This window comes from Streptomyces sp. NPDC025806 (genome assembly GCF_055558275.1).
Genome location: NZ_JBVHMU010000008.1, coordinates 172,155 through 194,919, shown reverse-complemented (window position 1 = coordinate 194,919; position 22,765 = coordinate 172,155). Strand labels below are relative to the sequence as shown.

Genomic DNA, 22,765 nt, shown 5'->3' with positions numbered 1-22,765 from the left:
GCGAACGCGCGAACGGGTCGCGCGTCCGGGGGGCCTATAAGTGGCCGTGCGGGTGGAACTCGGCGAGCAGGGCGTGGGCCCGGGGCGAGGCGGTCAGGGCCTCCAGGGTGACGGGGGCGCCGTCCGGGCCGGCCACCGGCAGGCGCCAGTTCGGGTACTGGTCCCAGGTCCCGGGGACGTTCTGCGGGCGCCGGTCGCCGACCAGGTCGGGGAGCCAGATGCCGACGAGCCGGGCCGGGGTGCGGGCCAGGAAACGGTGCACGGCCCGCACCGCCTCCTCCTCCCCCGACTCCGCGCCGCCGGGCAGCAGTCCGAGCCGGGCGAACAGGGCGAGCCACTCGGCCGTCTCGGCCGCGGCCCGCGCGGGGCTCTCCCCGGCGAGGCCGAGTCGCTCGCGCAGCCGCACGTCGTCGCCGGACAGGCGGGCCGCGGTGGACGGCAGGTCGTGGGTGGTGGCGGTGGCCACGCAGTCGGCGCGCCAGTCCTCCGGCGGCACGGGCCGCCCGTCGCCCTCCCAGTCCCGCTCGAACCAGAGCACGTTCGTACCGAGCACCCCGCGCTCGCGCAGCGTCTCGCGCACGCCCGGCTCCACGGTGCCGAGGTCCTCGCCGATGACGTACGTGCCCGCGCGCGTCGCCTCCAGGACCAGCACGGCGAGCATGGCCTCGGCGTCGTAGCGCACGTACGTGCCCTCGGTCGGGGGCCTGCCCTCGGGGATCCACCAGAGCCGGAACAGGCCCATGACGTGGTCGATGCGCAGGGCGCCCGCGTGCCGCATCAGGGCGCGCAGCAGGGCCCGGAAGGGGGCGTAGCCGGTGGCGGCGAGGCGGTCGGGGCGCCACGGGGGCAGGCCCCAGTCCTGACCGGCCGCGTTGAACGCGTCCGGGGGTGCGCCGACGCTCATGCCGCGGGCGAACACGTCGGACTGCGCCCAGGCGTCGGAGCCGCCCGGGTGCACGCCGACGGCCAGGTCGTGGACGAGGCCGACGCTCATGCCGGCCTCGCGGGCGGCGCGCTGGGCGGCGGCGAGCTGGGTGTCGGTGAGCCAGGCGAGGCGGCTGTGGAAGTCGACGCGGTCGAGCAGGGCGCGGCGGGCCTCGGCCGTCTCGGGCGAGCGGGGGTCCTGGAGCGCGGCGGGCCAGGTGCGGCGGTCGGGGCCGTGGCGCTCCGCGAGGGCGAGGTAGGTGGCGTGGTCCTCCAGGGCGGTGCCCTGTTCGGAGAGGTAGTCGCAGTAGGCGGCGCGGCGGCCCGGCGGGAGCGGCACGCCGTGCAGCTCTTCGAGGACCCGCTTCTTCAGCTCCCACACGGCGTCCCGGTCGATCGGCTCCCCGTCGGCGAGCACGGCGTGCCGCAGCCGCGCCGCCTCCTTCCGGTCACCGGCGCGCTCCCCCGCGTACGCGTATTCGGGGATCTCCTCGACGCGCAGGTGCACGGGGTCCGGGAAGCGGCGGGAGCTCGGGCTGTACGGGGAGGGGTCGCCGGGGCCGCCCGCGTGCAGCGGGTTGACCTGGAGGAACCCGACGCCGTGGGTGCGCCCCGCCCAGGCCGCGAGGTCGGCCAGGTCGCCGAGGTCCCCCATGCCCCAGGAGCGTGCGGAGAGCAGCGAGTAGAGCTGCACGAGGAGCCCGTGGGCCCGGCGGGGCGGCAGCGGGGCGCGGGGCGGGGCGGCGATCAGGTGGACGTCGGCGGTGCGACCGTCGGGGGCGCGGACGTGGAGCGTGTGCACCCCGGGCGGCGGCTCCCCGGAGCCTCCCGCATCTCCTGTACCTACGGCACCTCCCGCCTCGCCCGCCTCCGGCGTCAGGGACCAGCTCGAACCCTCGGGGAGCCGGTGCTGCCAGGGCGGGGGCGTGCCGTCGAGCCACCACACGACCGTCGGCGGGAGCAGGGACTCCGGCTCCGGGGCGGTCGGGGGCGGGGCCGAGGCGTCCACGTCGAGGGCGGCCAGCGCCGCCGCCACCGTCGCGTCGGGCGTGCGGATCGTGCGGCCCGGGGCGGGGGCGTAGGAGGTGGCCACGCCGTGACGGTCGGCGAGGCGGGTCAGGTTCACCCCGCGGCCAGGCCGCTGGGGGTCGGCTCGGAGGTGAGCGGGGCCAGGTCGGCCAGCGGTGGCTCGGAGGTCAGCGGGGCGTAGTCCGCGAAGGGCGGCTCGCTGGTGAGCGGCGCCTCGGAGGAGCAGGTGGTGGTGTCGGCGCCGGGCATCGTGTCGGGCATCGAGGGGTGCGCCTGTTTGGACAGGGCCGAGAGCAGAAGGTGTGCCGATGCGGCCACGGGGGCCTCCTTCATCGTCATCGTCGTGGGTCCGTCCTGGACCTCCGTGAGTCCCGAGCCCTACCCAGCGCTCGCGATCGCAGACCTTTCCGGGGGTCCGACGTGTCGCTGGTCACATTGTCCACGACGAAAGGATCGTGGCCACAGACCCCGCGCAACCGGAAGTCCTGCGGCCGTCCCACCTCGCCCGACAGGGCAATTGCGGCACAACGGCCACGGACGTTGACACTCCGGCCCGGACAGTGGTGGGCTCGGTAGTCACCCTGGGACGCTCCTGTCCCACCGACCGTCACCGCCGGTCGTCCACCGACCGGCGTCCGCCGACCCACGAGGGAGTCAGCCGTGCAGCTCCGGCGCAGGAGGAGGGCGGCCGCCGTCGCGGTCGCCGTCATCGCGGGGACGCTCGGCGCGACGGGCACGGCGGTGGCCGCTCCCCCGTCCCCGCACACCTCCGCGGGCAAGCCGGAGACGGAGTCGGACGCGGGCCTTCCGGCGGTGTGGCCGCGCCCGCAGTCGATCCGGCGGACGGACGGCGAGGCCGACCCGGTCCGGATCCCCGACAGCGTGACGCTCGTGGTGCCGCCCGGCTCGGACCCGTACGCGGTCGACCTCCTCGTGAAGACGCTGCGCGGCGCCGGGGCCCGGGACGTGCGGCAGGTTCCCTCGGCGTCGGACGTGCCGGACGGTGCCGGGCTCGTCGTGCACGCGGGCGCGGCCGAGCCGCGCGACCGCACGCGGGTGCCCGCCGCCCGCGACCCCCGCACGGGTTCGCTGGAGGCGACGCTGCGCGCGCTCGGCGCGACGGCCCGCGGCGACCTGCCCGCGGGCGGCTACCGGCTCGCGGCCGGACGCGCCGAGGGCCGGCCGGTGATCGCGATGGAGGGCGTGGGGGCCGACGGCCTGTTCCACGCCGCGCAGACCTTCCGGCAGCTGGTCGACGGGCGCGAGGTCGCCGGGGTCGTCGTGCGGGACTGGCCGGGCACGGCCGTGCGCGGGCTCACCGAGGGCTTCTACGGCACCCCGTGGACGACCGAGCAGCGTCTGGCGCAGCTCGACTTCATGGGCCGCACCAAGCAGAACCGCTATCTGTACGCGCCGGGCGACGACCTGTACCGCCAGGCGCGCTGGCGCGAGACGTACCCGGCGGAGCAGCGCGCCGCCTTCCGCCGGCTCGCGGAGCGGGCCCGCGCCAATCACGTGACGCTGGGCTGGGCCGTCGCGCCGGGCCAGGCGATGTGCATGTCGTCGGACGCCGACGTCAAGGCCCTCACGCGCAAGCTGGACGCCATGTGGGCGCTCGGGGTGCGGGCGTTCCAGCTCCAGTTCCAGGACGTGTCGTACAGCGAGTGGCACTGTTCGGCGGACGCGAAGCGGTTCGGTTCCGGGCCGAAGGCGGCGGCGCGGGCGCAGGCGGAGGTCGCGAACGCGGTGGCCCGGCACCTGGCGGACCGGCACCCCGGCACGGCGCTCTCGCTGATGCCGACCGAATACTTCCAGGACGGCGCGACCGCGTACCGCACGGCGCTCGCCGCGGACCTGGCGGACGGCGTGGAGGTCGCCTGGACGGGTGTCGGCGTGGTGCCGCGCACCATCACGGGCAGCGAACTGGACCGCACCCGGCGGGCGTTCAGCTCCTCGGGCGGCGCGCACCAGCTGCTGACGATGGACAACTACCCGGTCAACGACTACGCGCAGGACCGCATCTTCCTCGGCCCGTACACCGGCCGGGAGCCCGCGGTGGCGTCGGGTTCGGCGGCGGTCCTCGCGACGGCGATGGAGCAGCCGGCGGCGTCCCGGATCCCGCTGTTCACGACCGCGGACTACGCGTGGAACCCGCGCGACTACCGCCCCCAGGAGTCCTGGAAGGCGGCGATCGACGATCTCGCGGGCGGCGACCCGGGCACGGAGGCGGCGCTGAGCGCGCTGGCGGGCAACGACGCGTCGTCGGTCCTCGGCGCGGACGAGTCGGCGTACCTGAAGCCGCTGCTCGCGGAGTTCTGGCGGGCCCGTACGACGTCGGACACGAAGCGCAGCGCGCGGGCGGCCAAGGAGCTGCACGGCGCGTTCACGGTGATGCGGCGCACCCCTCGGACGCTCGACGCGACCGCCCTGGACGCCGAGGTGCGGCCGTGGAGCGACAAGCTCGGCCGGTACGGCGCGGCGGGCGAGACCGCGGTCGACATGCTGGACGCGACGGAGCGCGGGGACGGCGCGGCGGCGTGGCGGGCCTCGAAGCGGCTCGCGGGGCTGCGCGCGGAGCTGCGGCGGAGCCGGGTGACGGTCGGCAAGGGGGTGCTCGATCCGTTCCTGGACCGGGCGCAGCGGGCGTTCGAGGCGTGGGCGGGCACGGACCGGGCGGACGCGGCGCACGGGACGCGGGCCGAACTGCCGCGCCGGCGCGCCCTGTCCACGGTGACGGTGCTCGGCGAGCCCGGTACCGGCGGCACGGTGGAGATCCATGTGCCGGGCGAGGGCTGGAAGCGGCTCGGCGCGGTCGCGGACGACGGCTTCACCGAGCTGGACGCGCGCAAGACGCTCGCCGACGGGATCCGGGTGACGGGTGCGGACGAGGACGCGGGCCGGGTCGAGCGCATCGTGCCCTGGTACGCGGACGCCCCGGCGGCGTCGTTCTCGCTGGCCCGTACGGAGGCGGACGCGGAGATCGGCGGCGGCGCCCAGCGGGTGACGGCGCGGCTCACGTCGCAGCGGCCCGGCGGGGTGCGCGGCGCGGTGACGGCGAAGGCCCCGCACGGCATCGAGGTGCGCACGCCGAAGCGGTCCGAACTGCCGCGCGGCGCCCGGCTCGACGTGCCGGTGGAGGTGTCGGTCCCGGCGGGCACCCCGGCCGGGGTCTACGAGATCCCGCTGACGTTCGGCGACGAGACCCGCACGGTCGCGGTCCGCGCCTTCCCGCGCACGGCCGGCCCCGATCTGGCGCGCGCCGGCAAGGCGTCCGCGTCGGCGGAGGAGACGGCCGACTTCCCGGCCTCGGGCGCCAACGACGGCGACGCCGGCACCCGCTGGTCCTCGCCCGCCGAGGACGGCGCGTGGTGGCAGGTGGAGCTGGCCGAGCCGGTCCGGCTGGGCCAGGTGGTGCTGCGCTGGCAGGACGCGTACCCGGCGGCGTACCGCGTGCAGACGTCCGGGGACGGCCGCACCTGGCGCACGGCGGCGACCGTGCGGGACGGGCGCGGGGGGCGTGAGTCGGTGCGGATGGACGCGAAGGACACGCGGTTCGTGCGGGTCGTCGGCGACAAGCGGGCGACGAAGTACGGGATCTCGCTGTGGTCCGTGGAGGCGTACGCGGTGGCCCCGGGCCACTAGCCAGGCTCCCGCGCTCGCCCGGTAACCGGAATCATCATTCCCACTTCGGGCCGCGTCGCGCTCGACTATGTACTCAGTACCTATACCGCGTACATACTGATCCTCATGAGTACCCGCCACGTCCTGCTCGGCCTGCTCGTCGCCGAGCCGCGCCACGGCTACGAGCTGAAGCGACGCCACGACGAGCGGTTCCCTCAGGCGCGTCCGCTCGCGTACGCGCAGGTCTACACGACGCTCCAGCGGCTGGTCCGCGACGGGCTCGTGGAGGTCGAGGGCACCGACTCCGACGGCGGCCCCGAGCGCACCCTGTACCGCGCGACCGAGGAGGGGACGCGTGAGCTGCTCGGCTGGGCCGGGGAGATCACCCCGCCCGCCCCGCACGTCGCCAACGAGATCTTCGCCAAGGTCGTCGTCGCCATCCTGCTCGCGGGCCGGGGCGCCGACCCGGCCGCCCAGCTGCGCGAGCAGCGAGAGGCACACATGGCCCGGATGCGTGAGCTCACCGCCGTGAAGACCGCCCCGGGCGCCGATCTGACGACCGTCCTGTCCGCCGACTACGCCCTCGTCCACCTCGACGCCGACCTGCGCTGGATGACCACCACCGCGGCCCGGCTCACCACACTGACCGCGGAGGTCACCTCAGCATGAGCACACTCCTGGCAGCCGAAGGCCTGACCAAGACGTACGGGAGAACGCCCGCGCTGCGCGGCGCCGCCGTCACGGTCGCGGCCGGGGAGATCCTCGCCGTCACCGGTGCCAGTGGCAGCGGGAAGTCGACGCTGCTGCACTGCCTGTCCGGCCTGGTCCGCCCCGACGCGGGCACGGTGACGTACGGGGAGCGGCGGCTCGACGGGCTCAACGCGGAGCAGCTGAGCGCGCTGCGCCGCACCGAGTTCGGCATCGTCCTGCAGTTCGGCCAGCTCGTCCCGGAGCTGACCGCGCTGGACAACGTGGCGCTGCCGCTGCTGCTCGCGGGCCGCCCGCGCGCGGCGGCGCGGGCCGAGGCGGACGCCTGGCTGGAGCGGTACGGGGTGCGCGGGCAGCGGGAGCTGCGGCCCGGCGAGATGAGCGGCGGCCAGCAGCAGCGGGTCGCGCTGGCCCGCGCCTCGGTCACCGAACCGAAGGTGATCTTCGCGGACGAGCCGACGGGCGCGCTCGACTCCCTCGCCACCGAGCAGGTCCTGACCTCGCTGGTCCACCTGGCCCGCGAGACGCACACGGCGGTGGTCCTGGTGACGCACGAGGCCCAGGTGGCCGCCTACGCGGACCGGGAGGTGCGCCTGCACGACGGGGAGGTCCAGGACGCCTCCGGTGCGGCGGGGATCCCGGCGGCCGGGGCGGAGGCGGCCCTGTGAGCCTCCTCTCCGATCTGCGGCTCGCCCGGCTGCTCACGCGCGGCGCGGACCGCCTGGAGCGGCGCCGGGCGGCGCTGACCGTGCTCGGGGCCACCGCCGCGAGCGGGTTCGGCGGGGCGGCGCTCGCCCTGGCCGGGACCCGGGGCGGCCAGGTGTTCCCGTTCGGCCACGGCCTGCTCGACCAGCCCGGCACCCGGAACGGGGTGGCCGCCGCCCTGCTGCTGCTCCTCGTGCCGGTGCTCGGCTTCCTCGGGCAGTGCGCCCGGATCGGCGCGGTGCACCGCGACCGGCGCCTGGCCGCGCTGCGGCTCGCGGGCGCGGGGCCGCGCCAGGTACGCCGGGTAGCGGCCCTGGAGACGGGCGGCGCCTGCCTGGCGGGCGCGCTGATCACCGCAGCCGGGTTCACGATCGGGGTCGTCCTGATGGATCCCGCGGCCGCGTTCTACGCCTGGAACGGCGACACGGCACTGATCGCGGCCGCCGCCATGGTCGTCGTCATGCCCGTGCTCGGAGTGCTGGTGAGCGCGTTCGCCCTGCGCAAGGTCGTGGCCTCGCCGCTCGGCACGGTGCGGCGGCAGCGGCCCGGGCGCGGCCCCGGCCCGGTGCTCGGCTTCGCGCTGCCGGCGCTGGTGGTGCTGGCCGCGGCGGCGCTCGTCCTGCTCGGCGGCCGGCAGGGCTCGACGACCTCGCTGCCGCTGTTCGTGATCGGGACCGTGGTGCTCACCGGCGCCGCCGCGATCTGGACCGCCGGGGCCTCGGCGCGGATCGTCGGGCGGCGGCTCGGGGCCCGTACGGAGCGGCCCGATGTACTGCTGGCCGCGCACCGGCTCCAGGAGGACCCCTGGGCGGCCTCGCGCAGCCACGCCACGCTGGTGCTGGTCACGGTGGTCGGGGTGGGCTTCGCCGGGGTCGCGGAGATCTTCGTCGAGGGGCTGCACCGCTCGCAGGCCGCGGGCACCCTCGGCACGGACATCGGCTACTACACGTTCGGCCTGTGGCTGACCGCCGCGGCCGTCGGCGTCGCCCTGCTGATCAGCCTGGCCGGGCTCGCCGTGGGCACCGCCGAGTCCCTGTCCACGCGGCGCCGGGCGCTCGCCGCGCAGGCCGCGGCCGGGGTGCCGCGCCGGGTGCTGACCCGGGCGCTGCTCCTGGAGACGGCGCTGCCGCTGGCGCCGGGCCTCGTCCTGGCCACGGTCGGCGGCACGGCGATCCACGGGGCGTACGCGTTCCTGCTGCACATGCCCGTGCCCTGGGGGCTCCCCCTCCTGGTGCCGGTGGCCGTGTTCGCGGTCTGCCTGGTCGCGGCGGCGACGGCGCTGCCGCTGCTGACCCGCTCGCTGAGCCCGGAGCAGCTGCGGGTCGCCTGAGCCGGACACGCGCGAGGGGCGCCCGGAGAGAGATCTCCGGGCGCCCCTTCACGTCGTACGGGGGTGGGTCTACTTCGCCAGGTTCGGCTGTATCGGCGCGGTGGCCAGGGACTGCGGCGAGGTGGTCGACGCGTACGCGGACGGGGCCGACATGCCGGCCGACGGGTCGCCCTCCGGCGCCTCCGCCTGCTCGGGGACGCGGCCGACGATGCGGATGCCGGCCGCGTCGAAGGCCCGCTTCACGCGCCAGCGCAGCTCACGCTCGACGGACAGGGCCTTGCCCGGCATCGTCTTGGCGCTGACCCGGACGACCATCGAGTCGAGCAGCACGCTGTCCAGCCCGAGGACCTCGACCGGGCCCCACAGCATCTCGTTCCACGGCTCGGCCTTGCTCATGTCCTCGCCGACCTCGGTCAGCACGGCGCGCACCTTGTCGAGGTCCTCGTCGGAGCGGACGGTGACGTCGACACCGGCCGTCGCCCAGCCCTGGGAGAGGTTGCCGATCCGCTTGACCTCGCCGTTGCGCACGTACCAGATCTCGCCGTCGGCGCCGCGCAGCTTCGTGACGCGCAGGCCGACCTCGATGACCTCGCCGGAGGCGACGCCCGCGTCGACCGTGTCACCGACGCCGTACTGGTCCTCCAGGATCATGAAGACGCCGGAGAGGAAGTCGGTGACCAGGTTGCGCGCGCCGAAACCGATCGCGACACCGGCGACACCGGCCGAGGCCAGCAGCGGGGCCAGATTGATCTGGAAGGTGCCGAGGATCATCAGGGCCGCGGTGCCGAGGATGACGAACGAGGCGACGGAGCGCAGCACGCTGCCGATGGCCTGCGAGCGCTGCCGCCGGCGCTCCACGTTGACCAGCAGGCCGCCGAGCGCGGTGCCGTCCACGGCCTGCGCCGTGCGGTTCATCCGGTCGATCAGCTTGGTGATGGCCCGCCGTATCGCGACGCGCAGGACGGCGGCGATCACGACGATCAGCAGGATGCGCAGTCCGATGCCCAGCCACGTGGACCAGTTCTGCTCGACCCAGCTGGCGGCCTGTCCCGCCTGCTCCTGGGCGTCCTTGAGCGTGGGCTGGGTGTCGGCGTCCGCGGCCGACAGAACGGACAAGATCACGGCGGGTACCTCCAGGCGTGCCATCTGCCCGCCTCGGGGGACGCGGCTCGGGGAACAGGAGCGGGCAGACCCACCACACTAACGGGGCATCGTGTGTGGATCGTTGTCATGTTCGAGGGAGAGACCGTGCTCACCTGGGGATGAACGAGATGCGGTCGACATGTGGTCGAAAACACTCCCAGCCCGTTACGCGGACATGGTGGCGCCATGACCAGGCATGAGGGGAGACTGACTACGAGATCGTCCCGGCGCGAGCCACGCGCCGCCGGCGTACAAGGAGGCATTCCGTGCCGCATGTCCTGGTCCTCAACGCGTCGTACGAGCCTCTCGGCGTCGTACCGCTCCGCCGCGCGCTCGTACTCGTCCTCGAGAACAAGGCCACGTGCCTCGAGGAGTCCGGCGCCTTCATGCACAGCGCGACACGTACCGTCCCCGCACCCAGCGTGGTCCGGCTCAAGCGGTTCGTCCGGGTCCCTTACCGGGGGCCCGTTCCTCTGACGAGGCGGGCGCTGTTCGCCCGTGACGGCGGCCGCTGCATGTACTGCGGTGGCGTCGCAACCAGCGTCGACCACGTGATCCCGCGCAGCCGCGGGGGACAGCACGCCTGGGACAACGTGGTGGCGTCGTGCCGACGCTGCAATCACACGAAAGCGGACCGGCACCTGGTGGAGATCGGCTGGCGCCTGCGCCACAAGCCGGCCCCGCCCACCGGTCTGGCCTGGCGCATCATCGGGACCGGGCATAGGGACCCGCGCTGGCTGCCGTACCTGCAGCCGTTCGGCGCGGACGAGGCCCTGGCCCGGATCGAAGGCATCTCCGCCTGACCATCGATCCGGGCTTCTGCGTTCTCGGGGGCCTTGGACACCGGAGGCCTCGAAGGGCCGCGCACCCGCGGGTGCGCGGCCCTTCGCCGCCCCGGTACGGTCCCTCCCGTCCTGCCCCCTTGCCGTCCCGTCCCTCGCTTGGAGCGCCGCGATGACCCTCGCCTTCGCCGAGACCCCCACGACCACGCTGGCCGACCTGCTCGGCCGTGTCCGGGTGCTGGACCTCGGCATCAGGGCGCTGTGGGGTCCGGGCCCGCGCCTGGCCGGCCCCGCGTTCACCGTGCGCTGCCCGCCCGGCGACAACCTGATGCTGCACGCCTCGATCCACCGCGCGGCCCCCGGCTCGGTGATCGTCGTCGAGTCCGGCGACCTGGAGTACGCGCTGGCGGGCGGCAACGTGTGCGCGGTCGCCCGGCGCCGCGGCGTCGCCGGGTTCGTCCTGGACGGCGTGATCCGTGACATCGCCGAGATCCGCGAGGCGGGCTTCCCGGTGTACGCGCGCGGTGTCGTGCCGATCCCGGGCACGAAGCAGGCCGTGACCCCGCTGAACGAGCCGGTGCGCTGCGGGGGCGTGACGATCGCGGCGGGCGACACCGTGGTCGCGGACGAGGACGGCGTCGTCGCCGTACCGGGCGAACGCGCGGCCGAGATCCTGGCCGCCGCCCGCGCGAAGCTGGCGAAGGAGGCGGACCAGTCGCTGGACGAGTGGGAGGCCGACCACCGCGCCCGCATCGACAAGCTCCTCGCCGCGGGCGGATTCACGGGCTGACCGGTCCGGCGGGACGGCCCCCGGGGTCAGACAGGCGGCAGCAGGTCGCTCTCGCTGATCGTGTACGTCAGCTCCGGGTACACGAAGTCCGTCTCCCTGTTCTCGCGGCGGCGCAGCGCGTAGAACTCCCGGCGCTGCTCTTCGTCGGCCCGGGTGAGGCGCTCGCCCCGCGGGAGGTGCGGGTGGCCGTCGCGGAAGCGGACGCGGGTCTTCGAGGTCCGGTAGGTCACGCCCAGCCAGCGGTTCTCCACGGACCGGTCGGGCGCGTCGAGGACGATGCGGTGCCGCAGGCGGCGGTTCGTCTCGACGGAGAACACGAGGACGGTGTTGTGGGCGAGGGGGATCTCGTACGCCGCCTCGGACTCCGCCGGTTCCTTCGGCTCGACGATCAGCTTTCTCGGCGGGCCCGCCTCCGGATGCTCGTAGCAGGAGAAGACTGCGATGAAGGACCCCTCGGCCAGGTCGAGGGCCTGGTCGGAGTGCGCGCCCATCGTGGAGTAGGCGTTCGTGTAGCTCTCGATGAGGGCGTTGTCGAGGGGGGTCGGGAGCCCGGCGGTCTCCCGGATGCGCCGCGCGAGCCGTTCGTGGACCGCCCGGAAACGCTGCGCCGGGCGGTCGTAGCGCGTGGTGGTGCGCACGAGCGGGATCCCGTCCGTCTCGTCGGGCCGCGTCAGGACGGCGCCGAGCCGGCCCTTGCCCACGGCTTCCCAGCCGACCGAGGAGAACAGCTCCGCGAAGGGGTTCTCCTCGGCCGGCAGGGCGTACGAGCGGACGGCGTCCGTGAGGTCAGACCCGCGGGGCAAGGTAGTCCCCCGCGTTCATGCTGAAGAGGAACGCGTCGCCGTACTCGACGAACGCCGTGGTCCTGTTCTCCGCCGCGTACCGCCGGCGCAGCTCCTCCATGCCCGCCTCGGTGGGCTGCTCCAGCTCCACCAGGTCACCGGCCGCGTTCCGGAGGTACGTCCGGCCGTCCCGGTGCACGGCCTCCGTGGCCGAACAGCGCACGACGTATCCGAGCCGGGTCGGGAGCCGGTCGGCGTCCAGCGTCGACGGCCGGATCTCGTGCGTGTACAGGCGGTTGGTGGACAGCGGCATGAAGAAGACGGAGCCGGGATAGAGGGTCAGCGTGAACCGGTCCGGGAGCGCGGCCTCGTCACGCTCGGCGGCCGGGTCCTTGAGGCGGAAGTGGAGGCGGGTCAGTCCGCTGGCGCGCTTCACCCCGTGGTCGAAGGGGTCCTCGGCCATGGGCCCCAGCCTGTCGAGCCCCTCGTAGAAGGTGCAGAAGGCCATGACGCCGTTGACCGGCATGTCCTTGGTCTTGTCGGCGTGGGACGAGATCCTGGCCTTGGACTGCTTGCGCTCGGGCGTCGCCGCGGTGTTGTGGTAGGTCTGCGCGAGGACGTGGTTCAGCGGCGCGTGGTCCCGGAAGACGTCCGCGGCCTCGCGGTTGAGCGCCTCGACGATCTCGGTGTCGGCCGGGCCGAAGCCCTCGGTCGGCCCCGACAGGTTCGTGGAGCACCGGAGCAGGCGGAAGCGCAGGGCGTCGCCGTCGCGGGTGACGGGCGTCAGGTAGATCCCGCTGCGGTGGGCGCTGCCCGCCTTGTTCGACTCGGTGAGGGACTGGAACGTGTGCTCCGCGCGGATCCGGGCGAAGTGGTCGGCGTCGAGCGCGAAGTAGCGGCGGTAGTAGACGCCGACGCCGTGCACGCGTACGGGGACCCGGCCCCCGTCGACGACGGTCCAGGAGGGGTCCGCGTCCCCGGCCGCGCCCCGCGACAGCTCGCCGACGACGAACACCCGGTCGGCCGCGCGCAGGCGGGAGGCGCTGATCGCGGCGAGGTCGCCGCTCAGGTACACGGTCCTCCCGGCGACGTCGGGCGCGTCCGACGCGAGCTCCTCCGGTGTGATCACGGCACCGAAGAAGTCCCTGAACGCGTCGTGGCCGTGCAGGTCCGCGGGAGCGACCAGGAGGTTGGCCCCGTCCTCGATGCGAGCCTCGATGCGGGCCTCGGTCCGGGCTTCAATTCGGGCTTCTGTCCGCTCAGTTGTGTCCATCAGACCTGGATGCTCGCACGGGCGCCGAACCCCGGGCAACGCGTTTCGCCGCCCCTTCCCGGGTAACGACTTGGTTGCCCCGGGCTCGCCCCCTATTGACGCCCCCTTCACCCGCGCCATACCTTGCCCGCATCCAATAGGAAACTTTCCTAACAGTGCGCCGAGGAGGCAGGACATGGCCGGGACCCCCGGGACGCCGAGCGTACTGCGCGTCATGAACGACCGCGCCGCGCTCGACCTGCTCATCGCCCACGGCCCCCTCACCCGCACCCGCATCGGCGAGCTGACCGGTCTGTCCAAGCCGACGACCTCGCAGATCCTCGGGCGGCTCGAAGCGGCCCGGCTCGTCCGGACCACCGGCAGCCAGACCGGCCGGCCCGGGCCGAACGCGACGCTGTACGAGATCGATCCCGGCGTCACGCACGTCGCCGCGCTGTCCGCCGACCCGGCCGGCCTCACCGCCGTCGTCGCCGACATCACCGGCACCGAGCGCGGCCGCTGCCGGGTCGAGGCGCACGCCCTCGCCGACGACGTCCCGCACCGCACCGCCCGCCTCGTCGCCGACGCCGTCGACGGCGCGCTCGAACAGGCCGGGCTGGGGCACGACGGCCTCACCGCCACCGTCATCGGCACCCCGGGCGCCATCGACCCCCGCACCGGCGAACTCCGCTACGCCCCGCACCTGCCCGGCTGGCACTCCCGCACCCTGCACGCCGAACTCGCCGAGGTCCTCGGCACGCCCGTCTCCATCGAGAACGACGTGAACCTCGCCGCCGTCGCCGAGCAGTACGAGGGCGCCGCCCAGGACCACGACGACTTCGTGCTCGCCTACGTCGACGAGGGCGTCGGCGCCGCCATCGTGCTCGGCGGCACCCTCCTGCGCGGGGCCACCGGCGGCGCCGGCGAGATCGGCTACATGCCGCTGCCCGGCGCCCCGCTCGCCCGCGGCGGCACCGGCGCCTACGCGCGCGAGGACGCGGGCGGCGGCTTCCAGAGCCTGGTCGCCTCCCCCGCCGTGCGGCGCCTGGCGGGCGGGGTCGAGGACCTGAGCGCCGCGTTCGCCGTCGACGGCGTGCTCGACGAGGTCGCCCGGCGCCTCGCCACCGGCCTCGCCGCGATCGTCGCCGTCGTCGACCCCGAACTCGTCGTGCTGTCCGGCCAGGTGGCCCGCGCGGGCGGCGACGCCCTGCGCGCCCTGGTCGAGGAGGAGCTCACCGGACTCGCCCTCCCCCGCCCCCTGCTCCGCGTCAGCGAACTGGACGGCGACCCCATCCTCACCGGCGCGCTGCGCTCCGCCCTCACCCAGGCCCGCGACACCGTCTTCGACACCACGCGCACCACCTGAGCCCCCCTTTCGCCTTCGGTCCCGTCCCACCCCGACCCCGTCCTGCCGCCCCCCCCAGGGAGACTCCGTCATGCCCGCTCGCCGCCCCACAGTCGCCGCGCTCGCCGCGACCGCGTCCCTCGCCCTGTTCGCCACCGCCTGTACGGGCGCCTCCTCGTCCGGCGCGGACGACGACGTGTCCAAGGAGACGACGATCAACTTCTGGCACGCGTGGTCCGAGCCGTCCGAGCTGAAGGCCGTGAAGTCGCTGGTCTCCGGGTTCGAGAAGGCGCACCCGAACATCCACGTCAACGTCGTCGGCGGGATGACCGACGACAAGATGAACCAGGCGCTGCGCGCCGGCGGCGACAAGGCCCCCGACGTCATCTCGTCGTTCACGACGAACAACGTCGGCAAGTTCTGCTCGTCCGGCGCGCTCGTCGACCTGAACCCGTTCTTCGAGAAGTCGGACATCGACCCGGCGAAGACGTTCCCGAAGGCGATGAACGAGTACACCCAGTTCGACGGGAACCACTGCGCCGTGCCGCTCCTCGGCGACGCTTACGGCCTCTACTACAACAAGGACGCCTTCAAGAAGGCCGGCATCGAGAACCCGCCGAAGACCTGGACCGAGTTCACCGAGGACGCCAAGAAGCTGACGATCGACGACGGCGACAGCTACAAGCAGCTCGGCTTCATGCCGAACTACCACGGCTGGGAGTCGACGACCGAGCACTACCTCGGCCAGTTCTCACCGACGTACTTCGACAAGAACGGCAAGTCGAACCTGGCCGAGGACCCCGCGTTCGAGCAGGGCTTCACGCTGCAGAAGAAGCTCGTCGACACGCTCGGCGGCTTCAAGAAGCTGGAGACGTACCGCTCCAAGCTGGGTGACGAGTGGGGCCCCAAGCACCCGTTCCACACCGGTCAGGTCGCCATGCAGCTCGACGGCGAGTGGCGGCTGGGCATGGCCGAGGCCACCGATCCGAAGTTCGAGATAGGCGTCGCGCCGCTGCCGGTCCCCGACGACCAGGCGGACTCGTACGGCAAGGGCTACATCACCGGCACCATCGCGGGCGTCGCGGCCACCAGCAAGAAGCAGAACGCCGCCTGGGAGCTGCTGAAGTACATGACCACGGACACGGACGCGGTGGTCTCCTTCGCCAACGACATCCACAACGTGCCGTCCACGCTGGCCGCGCTCAAGTCGCCGAAGCTGAAGTACGACCCGCGCTTCAAGACGTTCCTCGACATCGCCGCGCACCCCGGGTCCACGACGACGCCCGCCTCCGTCAACGGCGGCACCTACCTCGCGACCATCCAGCAGTTCGGCTACGACTACGAGTCCGGCAAGGTCACCGACCTCAAGGCGGGCCTGAAGAAGACGGCCGCCCAGATCGACACCGACATCGCACAGGCCAAGTAGGACAGATGAGCTCCTCCACCCACGTGCTGCGTGCGAAACGGCGCCGCTCGGCGCTGACCACGGCCGCCTTCATGTCCCCGTGGCTGATCGGCTTCGCGGTCTTCTTCGCGTACCCGCTGATCTCGACCGTCTACTTCTCCTTCATGCACTACGACGGCTTCAGGCCGCCGACGTTCAGCGGCCTGAAGAACTGGAGTTACGTCTTCCAGCACTACCCGCTGTTCTGGCCCGCCCTGCGCAACACGCTGTGGCTCGTCGTCGTCATGGTGAGCCTGCGGGTGCTGTTCGGGCTCGGCATCGGCCTGCTGATCACGAAGATCAAGACGGGCGTCGGGGTCTTCCGCACGCTCTTCTACCTGCCCTACCTCGCCCCGCCGGTCGCGGCGACGATGGCGTTCGCGTTCCTGCTCAACCCCGGGACCGGGCCGGTCAATTCGATGCTCGACTCGATCGGCGTCCCGGCGCCCGGCTGGTTCAGCGACCCGGCCTGGTCCAAGCCGGCGCTGACCATGCTCGCGCTGTGGGGCGTCGGCGACCTGATGGTCATCTTCATGGCCGCGCTGCTCGACGTCCCGAAGGAGCAGTACGAGGCGGCGGAGCTGGACGGGGCGTCGCCCTGGCAGCGGTTCCGGTTCGTGACCCTGCCGAACATCTCGCCGATCGTGCTGTTCGCCGTCGTCACCGGAGTGATCCAGACGATGCAGTACTACACACAGCCGCTGGTCGCCGGGAAGGTCGCCTCCGGCGTCATCCAGGGCGCGGGCACCCAGTTCGAGCCCGGCTACCCGGACAAGTCGACACTGACGCTGCCGCAACTCGTCTACAACCTCGGGTTCCAGCGGTTCGACTACGGCTCGGCCTGCGTGGTCGCGCTGGTTCTCTTCGCCCTCTCCATGGTGTTCACGGCGCTGCTGATGCGCCGCAAGAGCGGCCTCCTGCAGGCAGGTGACTGACCGATCATGACTCAAGTCCTCGACAAGCCCGTGCGGTTGCAGACCCCGGTCACGCCCGCCGGGCGCAGCGCACGGCGCCGCGCCCTGCTCCACTGGATCGCCGTGCACGCGCTCGGCGTCGCCGCCGCGCTCTTCTTCGTGCTGCCCTTCGTGTTCGTGCTGCTGACGTCGCTGATGAGCGACAGCCAGGCGCTCAGCCGCGATCTGATCCCGCACACCTGGGAGTGGGGCAACTACCGGAAGGTCTTCGACACCCCGGGCTTCCTGACCTGGTGGCGCAACACCCTGGTCTACGCGGGTCTGGGCACCGTTCTCACGGTCGCGTCCTCGATCCCGGTGGCGTACGCGCTCGCCAAGTTCCGCTTCCGGGGCCGGAATCTGTCGCTGATGCTGGTCATCTCGATGATGATGCTGCCGCCCCAGGTCGTCGTCATCCCGATGTATCTGTTCTGGGCCAAGCAGCTGGGCCTGTCCGGCACGCTGTGGCCGATGATCATCCCGATGGCCTTCGGTGACGCGTTCTCCATCTTCCTGCTGCGGCAGTTCCTGATGACGATCCCGAACGAGTACCTCGACGCGGCGAAGGTCGACGGCTGCGGCGAGCTGAAGACCCTGGTGCGGGTGGTGCTGCCGATGGCCAGGCCCGGCATCGCCGCCGTGGCGCTGTTCCAGTTCTTCTACGCCTGGAACGACTACTTCGGACCGCAGATCTACGCGTCCGAGAACCCGGGCGCCTGGACCCTGAGTTACGGCCTGGAGTCCTTCAAGGGCGCGCACCACACCGACTGGAATCTGACGATGGCCGCGACCGTCCTGGTCATGGCTCCCGTGATCCTCGTCTTCTTCCTCGCACAGAAGGCCTTCGTCGAAGGCGTCACCCTCACCGGAGTAAAGGGCTGAGAACCGATATGAAGCTCGCTGTGGTCGGCGGAGGGTCGACCTACACCCCCGAACTCATCGACGGATTCGCGCGGCTGAGGGACACCCTGCCGATCGAGGAGCTCGTCCTCGTCGACCCGGCGGCCGACCGCCTGGAACTGGTCGGCGGCCTCGCCCGGCGCATCTTCGCCAAGCAGGGCCACCCCGGCGTCATCCGCACCACGTCCGACGTGGACGCGGGTGTCGCCGGCGCGGACGCGGTGCTGCTCCAGCTGCGCGTCGGCGGTCAGGCCGCGCGCAACCAGGACGAGACCTGGCCGCTGGACTGCGGCTGCGTCGGCCAGGAGACGACCGGCGCGGGCGGCCTCGCCAAGGCGCTGCGCACGGTGCCGGTCGTCCTGGACATCGCCGAGCGCGTCCGGCGCGCCAACCCGAACGCCTGGATCATCGACTTCACCAACCCGGTCGGCATCGTCACCCGCGCCCTGCTCCAGGCGGGACACAAGGCCGTCGGCCTGTGCAACGTGGCCATCGGCTTCCAGCGCAAGTTCGCGAAGCTCCTCGACGTGACGCCGGGCGAGGTCCACCTGGACCACGTCGGCCTCAACCACCTCACGTGGGAGCTCGGCGTGCGGCTCGGCGGCCCGGACGGCGAGAACGTGCTGCCGCGGCTGATCGCCGAGCACGGCGACGCGATCGCCGAGGACCTGCACATGCCGCGCACGCTCGTCGACCGCCTCGGCGTCGTCCCCTCGTACTACCTGCGCTACTACTACCAGCACGACGCGGTGGTCGCCGAGCTGCGCACCAAGCCGTCCCGGGCGGCGCAGGTCGCCGAGATGGAGCGCGAACTCCTCCAGATGTACGGGGATCCGGCGCTGGACGAGAAGCCGGCGCTGCTCGCCCAGCGCGGCGGCGCGTTCTACAGCGAGGCCGCGGTCGACCTGGCCGCGTCGCTGCTGGGCGGGGGCGGCTCCCCGCATCAAGTGGTGAACACGTACAACAACGGCACGCTGCCGTTCCTGCCCGACGACGCGGTGATCGAGGTGCAGGCCGCCGTCGACTCCAAGGGCGCCCGCCCGCTGCCCGTCCGGGCGCTCGACCCGCTGTACGCGGGGCTGATCGCCAACGTCACCGCGTACGAGGACCTGGCCCTGGAGGCGGCCCTGCGCGGCGGCCGGGACCGGGTCTTCAGGGCGCTGCTCGCCCATCCGCTGATCGGCCAGATCGAGTACGCCGACCGGCTCACCGACCAGTTGATCGCGCACAACCGGGAGCACCTCGCGTGGGCATGAGCGTCCTTGCCATCGACGCGGGCAACAGCAAGACCGACGTCGCGGTGGTCGCGGCCGACGGCACCGTCGTCGCCGAGGCCCGGGGCGGCGGGTTCCAGCCGCCCCGGGTCGGCGTGCGGGAGGCCGTCGACGTGCTGGCGGAGATCGTCGGACGGGCCTTCGCGGAGGCCGGCGTCGACGCGGTCGAGCAGGTCTCGGCCTGCCTGGCCAACGCGGACCTGCCCGTCGAGGAACGGGAGTTGGCGGCCGAGGTACGGCGGCGCGGCTGGTCGGCGGCGGACCGGGTGGAGGTGCGCAACGACACGTTCGCGGTGCTGCGGGCCGGGCTTCTGGAGGACGCGGAGCCGCGCGGCGTCGCGGTCGTCTGCGGGGCCGGCGTCAACTGTGTCGGCATGCTGCCCGACGGGCGCACCGCCCGCTTCCCCGCCATCGGCAAGATCTCCGGGGACTGGGGCGGCGGGGGCGGCCTCGCCGAGGAGGCCCTCTGGTTCGCGGCGCGGGCCGAGGACGGGCGCGGCGAGCCGACGGCCCTGATGCGGGCGCTGCCCGCGCACTTCGGTCTCGGGTCCATGTACGCGCTGATCGAGGCGATGCATCTGGGGCGGATCCCGGTGGCGCGGCGCCACGAGTGCACGCCCGTGCTCTTCGCGGTCGCCGCGGAGGGCGATGCGGTCGCCCGGGGGCTCGTGGAGCGGATGGCCGAGGAGATCGTCGCGATGTCGGTGGTGGCGCTGCGGCGGCTCGACCTGCTGGAGGCGGAGGTTCCGGTGCTGCTCGGGGGGTCGGTCCTCGCGGCGCGGCACGCGCTGCTGGATCGCCGGGTCGGGGAGCTGTTGTCCTCGCGGGCCCCGCAGGCCCGCCCCCGCGTCGTGACGGAGCCGCCCGTTCTGGGGGCGGTTCTCCTGGGCCTGGACGCGGTGGGCTCCGCCCCGGACGCGTACACGAAGGTCCGGGCTCACTACGCCCGTTGAGCGACCGCGGCCCGGTGGGGGCTGGTCGCGCAGTTCCCCGCGCCCCTGAGATGCGCACTTCGTGCACCATCTCAGGGGCGTTCACGCGTCGGGGAAATGCGACGCGAAGCGTCTGCATTTCAGGGGCGCGGGGAACTGCGCGATCAGCCCCCCACTCAGCGGCACTGTGTGGAACCACCGGCCCCCCGATCACGTGTTCCACAGCGGGGGGTTCATACAAGATCCAGGGAAGCCCTGTGCGGATGCCCACCGCGGCAGCGATAATCGCGGCGACCGGACGACCATGGGGGAGGGGCGAGTGACACACCCGCCGAACGGGAGCGCGGCTCCGCCGACGATGCCGAGCGTGCCGCCACAGACCCGGGGCCCGTCCCCGGCCCCGCCGACGAACGCCCCGGCACCCACCACGCCCCCGGCCCCGCCGAGACGCACGGCCTGGGCCGAGGGCGTCGACCGCCTGAGGGCGGCCGCGATCACGGAGCCGGGCCGGCTGCGCATCATCGGCGCCGTGCTCGCCCTGCTCGTCGTCGCGTTCGGCGCGACGACGGCCTGGCAGATGACGGACCGTTCGAGCGCCGCGGACGACGTGCTGCACTCCAGCCAGCCGCTGAGCGCCGACGCCGCCGACATCTACCGCTCCCTCGCGGACGCCAACACCGCCGCGTCCAGCGGGTTCCTGGCGGGGGGCCAGGAACCGGCGGCCGTGCGCGACCGGTACGAGAAGGACATCCGCCGGGCCGCCGACAAGCTCGTGCGGGCCGCGGCCAGCACCGACCCCGACACTCCCTCGGCCCGCACGATCGCGCGGCTGAACACGCTGCTGCCCCAGTACAAGGGCCTCATCGAGCGCGCCCGGGCCAACAACCGGCAGGGCTTCCCGCTCGGCGGCGCGTATCTGCGGTACGCGAACCAGAAGATGCAGACCGAGATGCTCCCGGCCGCCGAGGACCTGTACACGAAGGAGAACCAGCGGCTGCGGGACGACTACGACGCGGCGACCCCGTACCCGTGGATCGCGATCGCGATCGGCGTCCTCGCGCTCGGCGCCCTCGGCTGGGCCCAGCGCCGCAACTACCGCCGCACGAACCGGGTGTTCAACCAGGGCCTGCTCGGCGCGACCGCCGCGACGACGGTCGTGCTGCTGTGGCTGGTGGTGGGGCACACGGTGGCGCGCAGCGGCCTCGACTCCTCGTACGACCACGGGGTGCGCTCGCTGAACGTGCTGCACGACGCGAGCATCGCCTCCCTGAAGGCGCGGGGCAACGAGAACCTGACGCTGGTCAGCCGGGGCGCCGAGACGGTGTCCGTCCAGGGCGAGACCAAGGACAAGTACGACGTCGACTTCCAGAAGCAGATGGACCTGCTCGGCGGCCGGCTGAAGGAGGCCGCGTCGCTCGCCGACGACACCTCGGGCCGCACCCCGGTCGGCACCGCGAACAGCGGGATGAAGGAATGGCTGAAGCGGCACGAGGACGCCCGGGCGCAGGACGACTCCGGCAACTACCAGGGCGCGCTCGACAAGATCATCGGTTCGAAGCAGGAGAAGCCGACGGGTGAGTGCTTCGACCAGGTCGACCAGAGCCTCGACAAGGCGCTGGCGCACGAGCAGCGGCAGTTCGACACGTACGCGAAGGACGGGCGCGGCGCGATGACGGGTCTCGTGGTCGGCTCGGCGGTCCTCGCGGTGCTCGCGGCGGCGGCCGCCGTGCTCGGCATCGGGCGCCGGCTTTCGGAGTACCGGTGAGAGGGGGTGCGGTGATGGACGAGCGACGGGCACGCAAGGTGAGTCTGCGCGGCTGGGGCGGCGTGGCGGCGATGGCGGTGGTGTGCGCCCTGACGGCGGTGTTCGCGCTGCTGCTCCCCCTGACGCAGCGCACGGCGGCGAAGGACGACGGCGCCGGCGTGGGCTCGGCGGGTGTCGCCGACGGCACGCAGGCGCGGGCGACGGACTGCGAGGCGGGCGTGGACGGCAAGGAGCCGGAGCGCAGCCTGCGTCCCAGCGGCGACGAGTCCGGGGACGCCGTGCGGGAGATCAAGGACCGCGGCTATCTGTCGGTCGGTGTCGACCAGAACAGCTACCGCTGGGGCTACCGCGACCCCAACAACCAGGACAAGAAGAGCGAGCTGGAGGGCTTCGACATCGATCTCGCGCACGAGATCGCGGACAAGATCCTCGGCGACCCGAACGCGGTGCGCCTCAAGGCCATCCCGACGAACGAGCGGATCCCCGCGATCCAGCGGGGCGACGTCGACATGGTCGTGCGCACGATGACGATCAGCTGCACGCGCCTGGACGAGGTGGCGTTCTCCACCGCGTACTTCCAGACGGGTCAGCAGGTCCTCGCGCCGAAGACGGACAAGGACATCAAGGGCTTCGGCCCGTCCCTCGCGGACAAGCGGATCTGCACGGCGACCGGTTCGACGGCCTTCGAGACGCTGGACACCGCGAAGAAGTCCGGCAAACTGCCCGCCAGCGCCGACATCTCGACGACGGTGCCGAACCAGCTGGACTGCCTGGTGCGGCTGCAGCTCGGCGAGGTCGACGCGGTGGTGACGGACGGCGCGCTCGCGGCGAGCCAGGCCGCACAGGACCCGACGGTGGAGCTGAAGGGAGACCCGTTCACCGAGGAGTACTACGGCGTCGCGATGAAGAAGGACGCGGACGGTCTGGTGCGCCGGGTCAACAAGGTCCTGGAGGACTACCGCGAGGACGGCGGCTGGCAGAAGTCGTACGACTTCTGGCTCAAGCCGGCGCTCGGCGCGTCCGACGGGCCGCCCGCACCGAAGTACAAGTGACCCGCACACCGCAACGACGAGCACGACACACAGC

General features: G+C 73.1%; 19 protein-coding genes. 14 read left to right on the top strand and 5 right to left on the bottom strand.

Features of this window, described 5'->3' with window-relative positions; genetic code table 11:
* Positions 1-34: 34 nt before the first annotated feature.
* Positions 35-2,050, bottom strand: coding sequence for a 4-alpha-glucanotransferase (gene malQ / locus ACZ4E1_RS20310; protein WP_467541002.1), 2,016 nt, complete (start codon positions 2,048-2,050; stop codon positions 35-37).
* The gene (locus ACZ4E1_RS20305) at positions 2,047-2,271 is read right to left on the bottom strand and encodes a hypothetical protein (RefSeq protein ID WP_188338910.1); all 225 of its coding nucleotides are present in this window, start codon (positions 2,269-2,271) and stop codon (positions 2,047-2,049) included. The genes malQ and ACZ4E1_RS20305 overlap by 4 nt, the downstream gene beginning before the upstream one ends.
* A 342-nt stretch (positions 2,272-2,613) precedes the next feature.
* Between ACZ4E1_RS20305 and ACZ4E1_RS20300 the strand changes: the two genes are divergently transcribed.
* The 4 genes from ACZ4E1_RS20300 to ACZ4E1_RS20285 all read left to right on the top strand — a co-directional run bounded on the left by ACZ4E1_RS20300 (position 2,614) and on the right by ACZ4E1_RS20285 (position 8,317).
* Entirely contained in the window at positions 2,614-5,595 is a 2,982-nt protein-coding gene (locus ACZ4E1_RS20300; protein ID WP_467540999.1) for a beta-N-acetylglucosaminidase domain-containing protein, read from the top strand.
* A 105-nt stretch (positions 5,596-5,700) separates the two neighbouring features.
* Entirely contained in the window at positions 5,701-6,243 is a 543-nt protein-coding gene (locus ACZ4E1_RS20295) for a PadR family transcriptional regulator (protein WP_467540997.1), read from the top strand.
* Positions 6,240-6,950: an ABC transporter ATP-binding protein gene (locus ACZ4E1_RS20290; RefSeq protein WP_467540995.1), complete on the top strand. Its 711-nt coding sequence runs from the start codon at positions 6,240-6,242 to the stop codon at positions 6,948-6,950. The genes ACZ4E1_RS20295 and ACZ4E1_RS20290 overlap by 4 nt, the downstream gene beginning before the upstream one ends.
* Complete coding sequence (locus tag ACZ4E1_RS20285) at positions 6,947-8,317, top strand: FtsX-like permease family protein (RefSeq protein WP_467540993.1); 1,371 nt, start codon at positions 6,947-6,949, stop codon at positions 8,315-8,317. The genes ACZ4E1_RS20290 and ACZ4E1_RS20285 overlap by 4 nt, the downstream gene beginning before the upstream one ends.
* A gap of 69 nt (positions 8,318-8,386) precedes the next feature.
* Here ACZ4E1_RS20285 and ACZ4E1_RS20280 read toward each other — a convergent pair whose 3' ends face one another.
* A complete protein-coding gene (locus ACZ4E1_RS20280) occupies positions 8,387-9,463 on the bottom strand; it encodes a mechanosensitive ion channel family protein (RefSeq protein ID WP_467540991.1) in 1,077 nt (358 codons plus the stop codon).
* Between the two features lie 263 nt (positions 9,464-9,726).
* Here ACZ4E1_RS20280 and ACZ4E1_RS20275 point away from each other — a divergent pair, with 263 nt between their 5' ends.
* On the top strand, positions 9,727-10,263 hold the full coding sequence (locus tag ACZ4E1_RS20275; RefSeq protein ID WP_467540989.1) for an HNH endonuclease: 537 nt from the start codon (positions 9,727-9,729) through the stop codon (positions 10,261-10,263).
* Positions 10,264-10,414: 151 nt separating this feature from the next.
* A complete protein-coding gene (locus tag ACZ4E1_RS20270; RefSeq protein WP_467540987.1) occupies positions 10,415-11,032 on the top strand; it encodes an RraA family protein in 618 nt (205 codons plus the stop codon).
* A gap of 26 nt (positions 11,033-11,058) precedes the next feature.
* Here ACZ4E1_RS20270 and ACZ4E1_RS20265 read toward each other — a convergent pair whose 3' ends face one another.
* Positions 11,059-11,835 (bottom strand): alpha-ketoglutarate-dependent dioxygenase AlkB, encoded by a 777-nt coding sequence (locus ACZ4E1_RS20265; RefSeq protein WP_467540985.1) that lies wholly within the window; start codon positions 11,833-11,835, stop codon positions 11,059-11,061.
* Positions 11,819-13,087, bottom strand: a complete 1,269-nt coding sequence (locus ACZ4E1_RS20260) for a hypothetical protein (protein WP_467540983.1) — start codon at positions 13,085-13,087, stop codon at positions 11,819-11,821. The genes ACZ4E1_RS20265 and ACZ4E1_RS20260 overlap by 17 nt, the downstream gene beginning before the upstream one ends.
* A gap of 175 nt (positions 13,088-13,262) precedes the next feature.
* Here ACZ4E1_RS20260 and ACZ4E1_RS20255 point away from each other — a divergent pair, with 175 nt between their 5' ends.
* The 8 genes from ACZ4E1_RS20255 (at position 13,263) to ACZ4E1_RS20220 (ending at position 22,731) form a co-directional block, all read left to right on the top strand.
* Positions 13,263-14,432 (top strand): ROK family transcriptional regulator, encoded by a 1,170-nt coding sequence (locus ACZ4E1_RS20255; RefSeq protein WP_467540981.1) that lies wholly within the window; start codon positions 13,263-13,265, stop codon positions 14,430-14,432.
* Positions 14,433-14,502: 70 nt separating this feature from the next.
* Positions 14,503-15,837: an ABC transporter substrate-binding protein gene (locus tag ACZ4E1_RS20250; RefSeq protein WP_467540979.1), complete on the top strand. Its 1,335-nt coding sequence runs from the start codon at positions 14,503-14,505 to the stop codon at positions 15,835-15,837.
* Between the two features lie 5 nt (positions 15,838-15,842).
* Entirely contained in the window at positions 15,843-16,790 is a 948-nt protein-coding gene (locus ACZ4E1_RS20245) for a carbohydrate ABC transporter permease (protein WP_467540977.1), read from the top strand.
* Positions 16,791-16,796: 6 nt separating this feature from the next.
* Positions 16,797-17,690, top strand: coding sequence for a carbohydrate ABC transporter permease (locus tag ACZ4E1_RS20240; protein WP_467540975.1), 894 nt, complete (start codon positions 16,797-16,799; stop codon positions 17,688-17,690).
* Between the two features lie 8 nt (positions 17,691-17,698).
* Entirely contained in the window at positions 17,699-18,964 is a 1,266-nt protein-coding gene (locus tag ACZ4E1_RS20235) for a 6-phospho-beta-glucosidase (RefSeq protein ID WP_467540973.1), read from the top strand.
* Entirely contained in the window at positions 18,961-19,935 is a 975-nt protein-coding gene (locus ACZ4E1_RS20230) for an N-acetylglucosamine kinase (RefSeq protein WP_467540971.1), read from the top strand. Before ACZ4E1_RS20235 ends, ACZ4E1_RS20230 begins: the two co-directional genes overlap by 4 nt.
* A gap of 298 nt (positions 19,936-20,233) precedes the next feature.
* The gene (locus ACZ4E1_RS20225; RefSeq protein ID WP_467540969.1) at positions 20,234-21,679 is read left to right on the top strand and encodes a hypothetical protein; all 1,446 of its coding nucleotides are present in this window, start codon (positions 20,234-20,236) and stop codon (positions 21,677-21,679) included.
* 14 nt (positions 21,680-21,693) lie between these two features.
* Entirely contained in the window at positions 21,694-22,731 is a 1,038-nt protein-coding gene (locus ACZ4E1_RS20220; protein WP_467540967.1) for a glutamate ABC transporter substrate-binding protein, read from the top strand.
* The last annotated feature ends 34 nt before the right edge of the window (positions 22,732-22,765 follow it).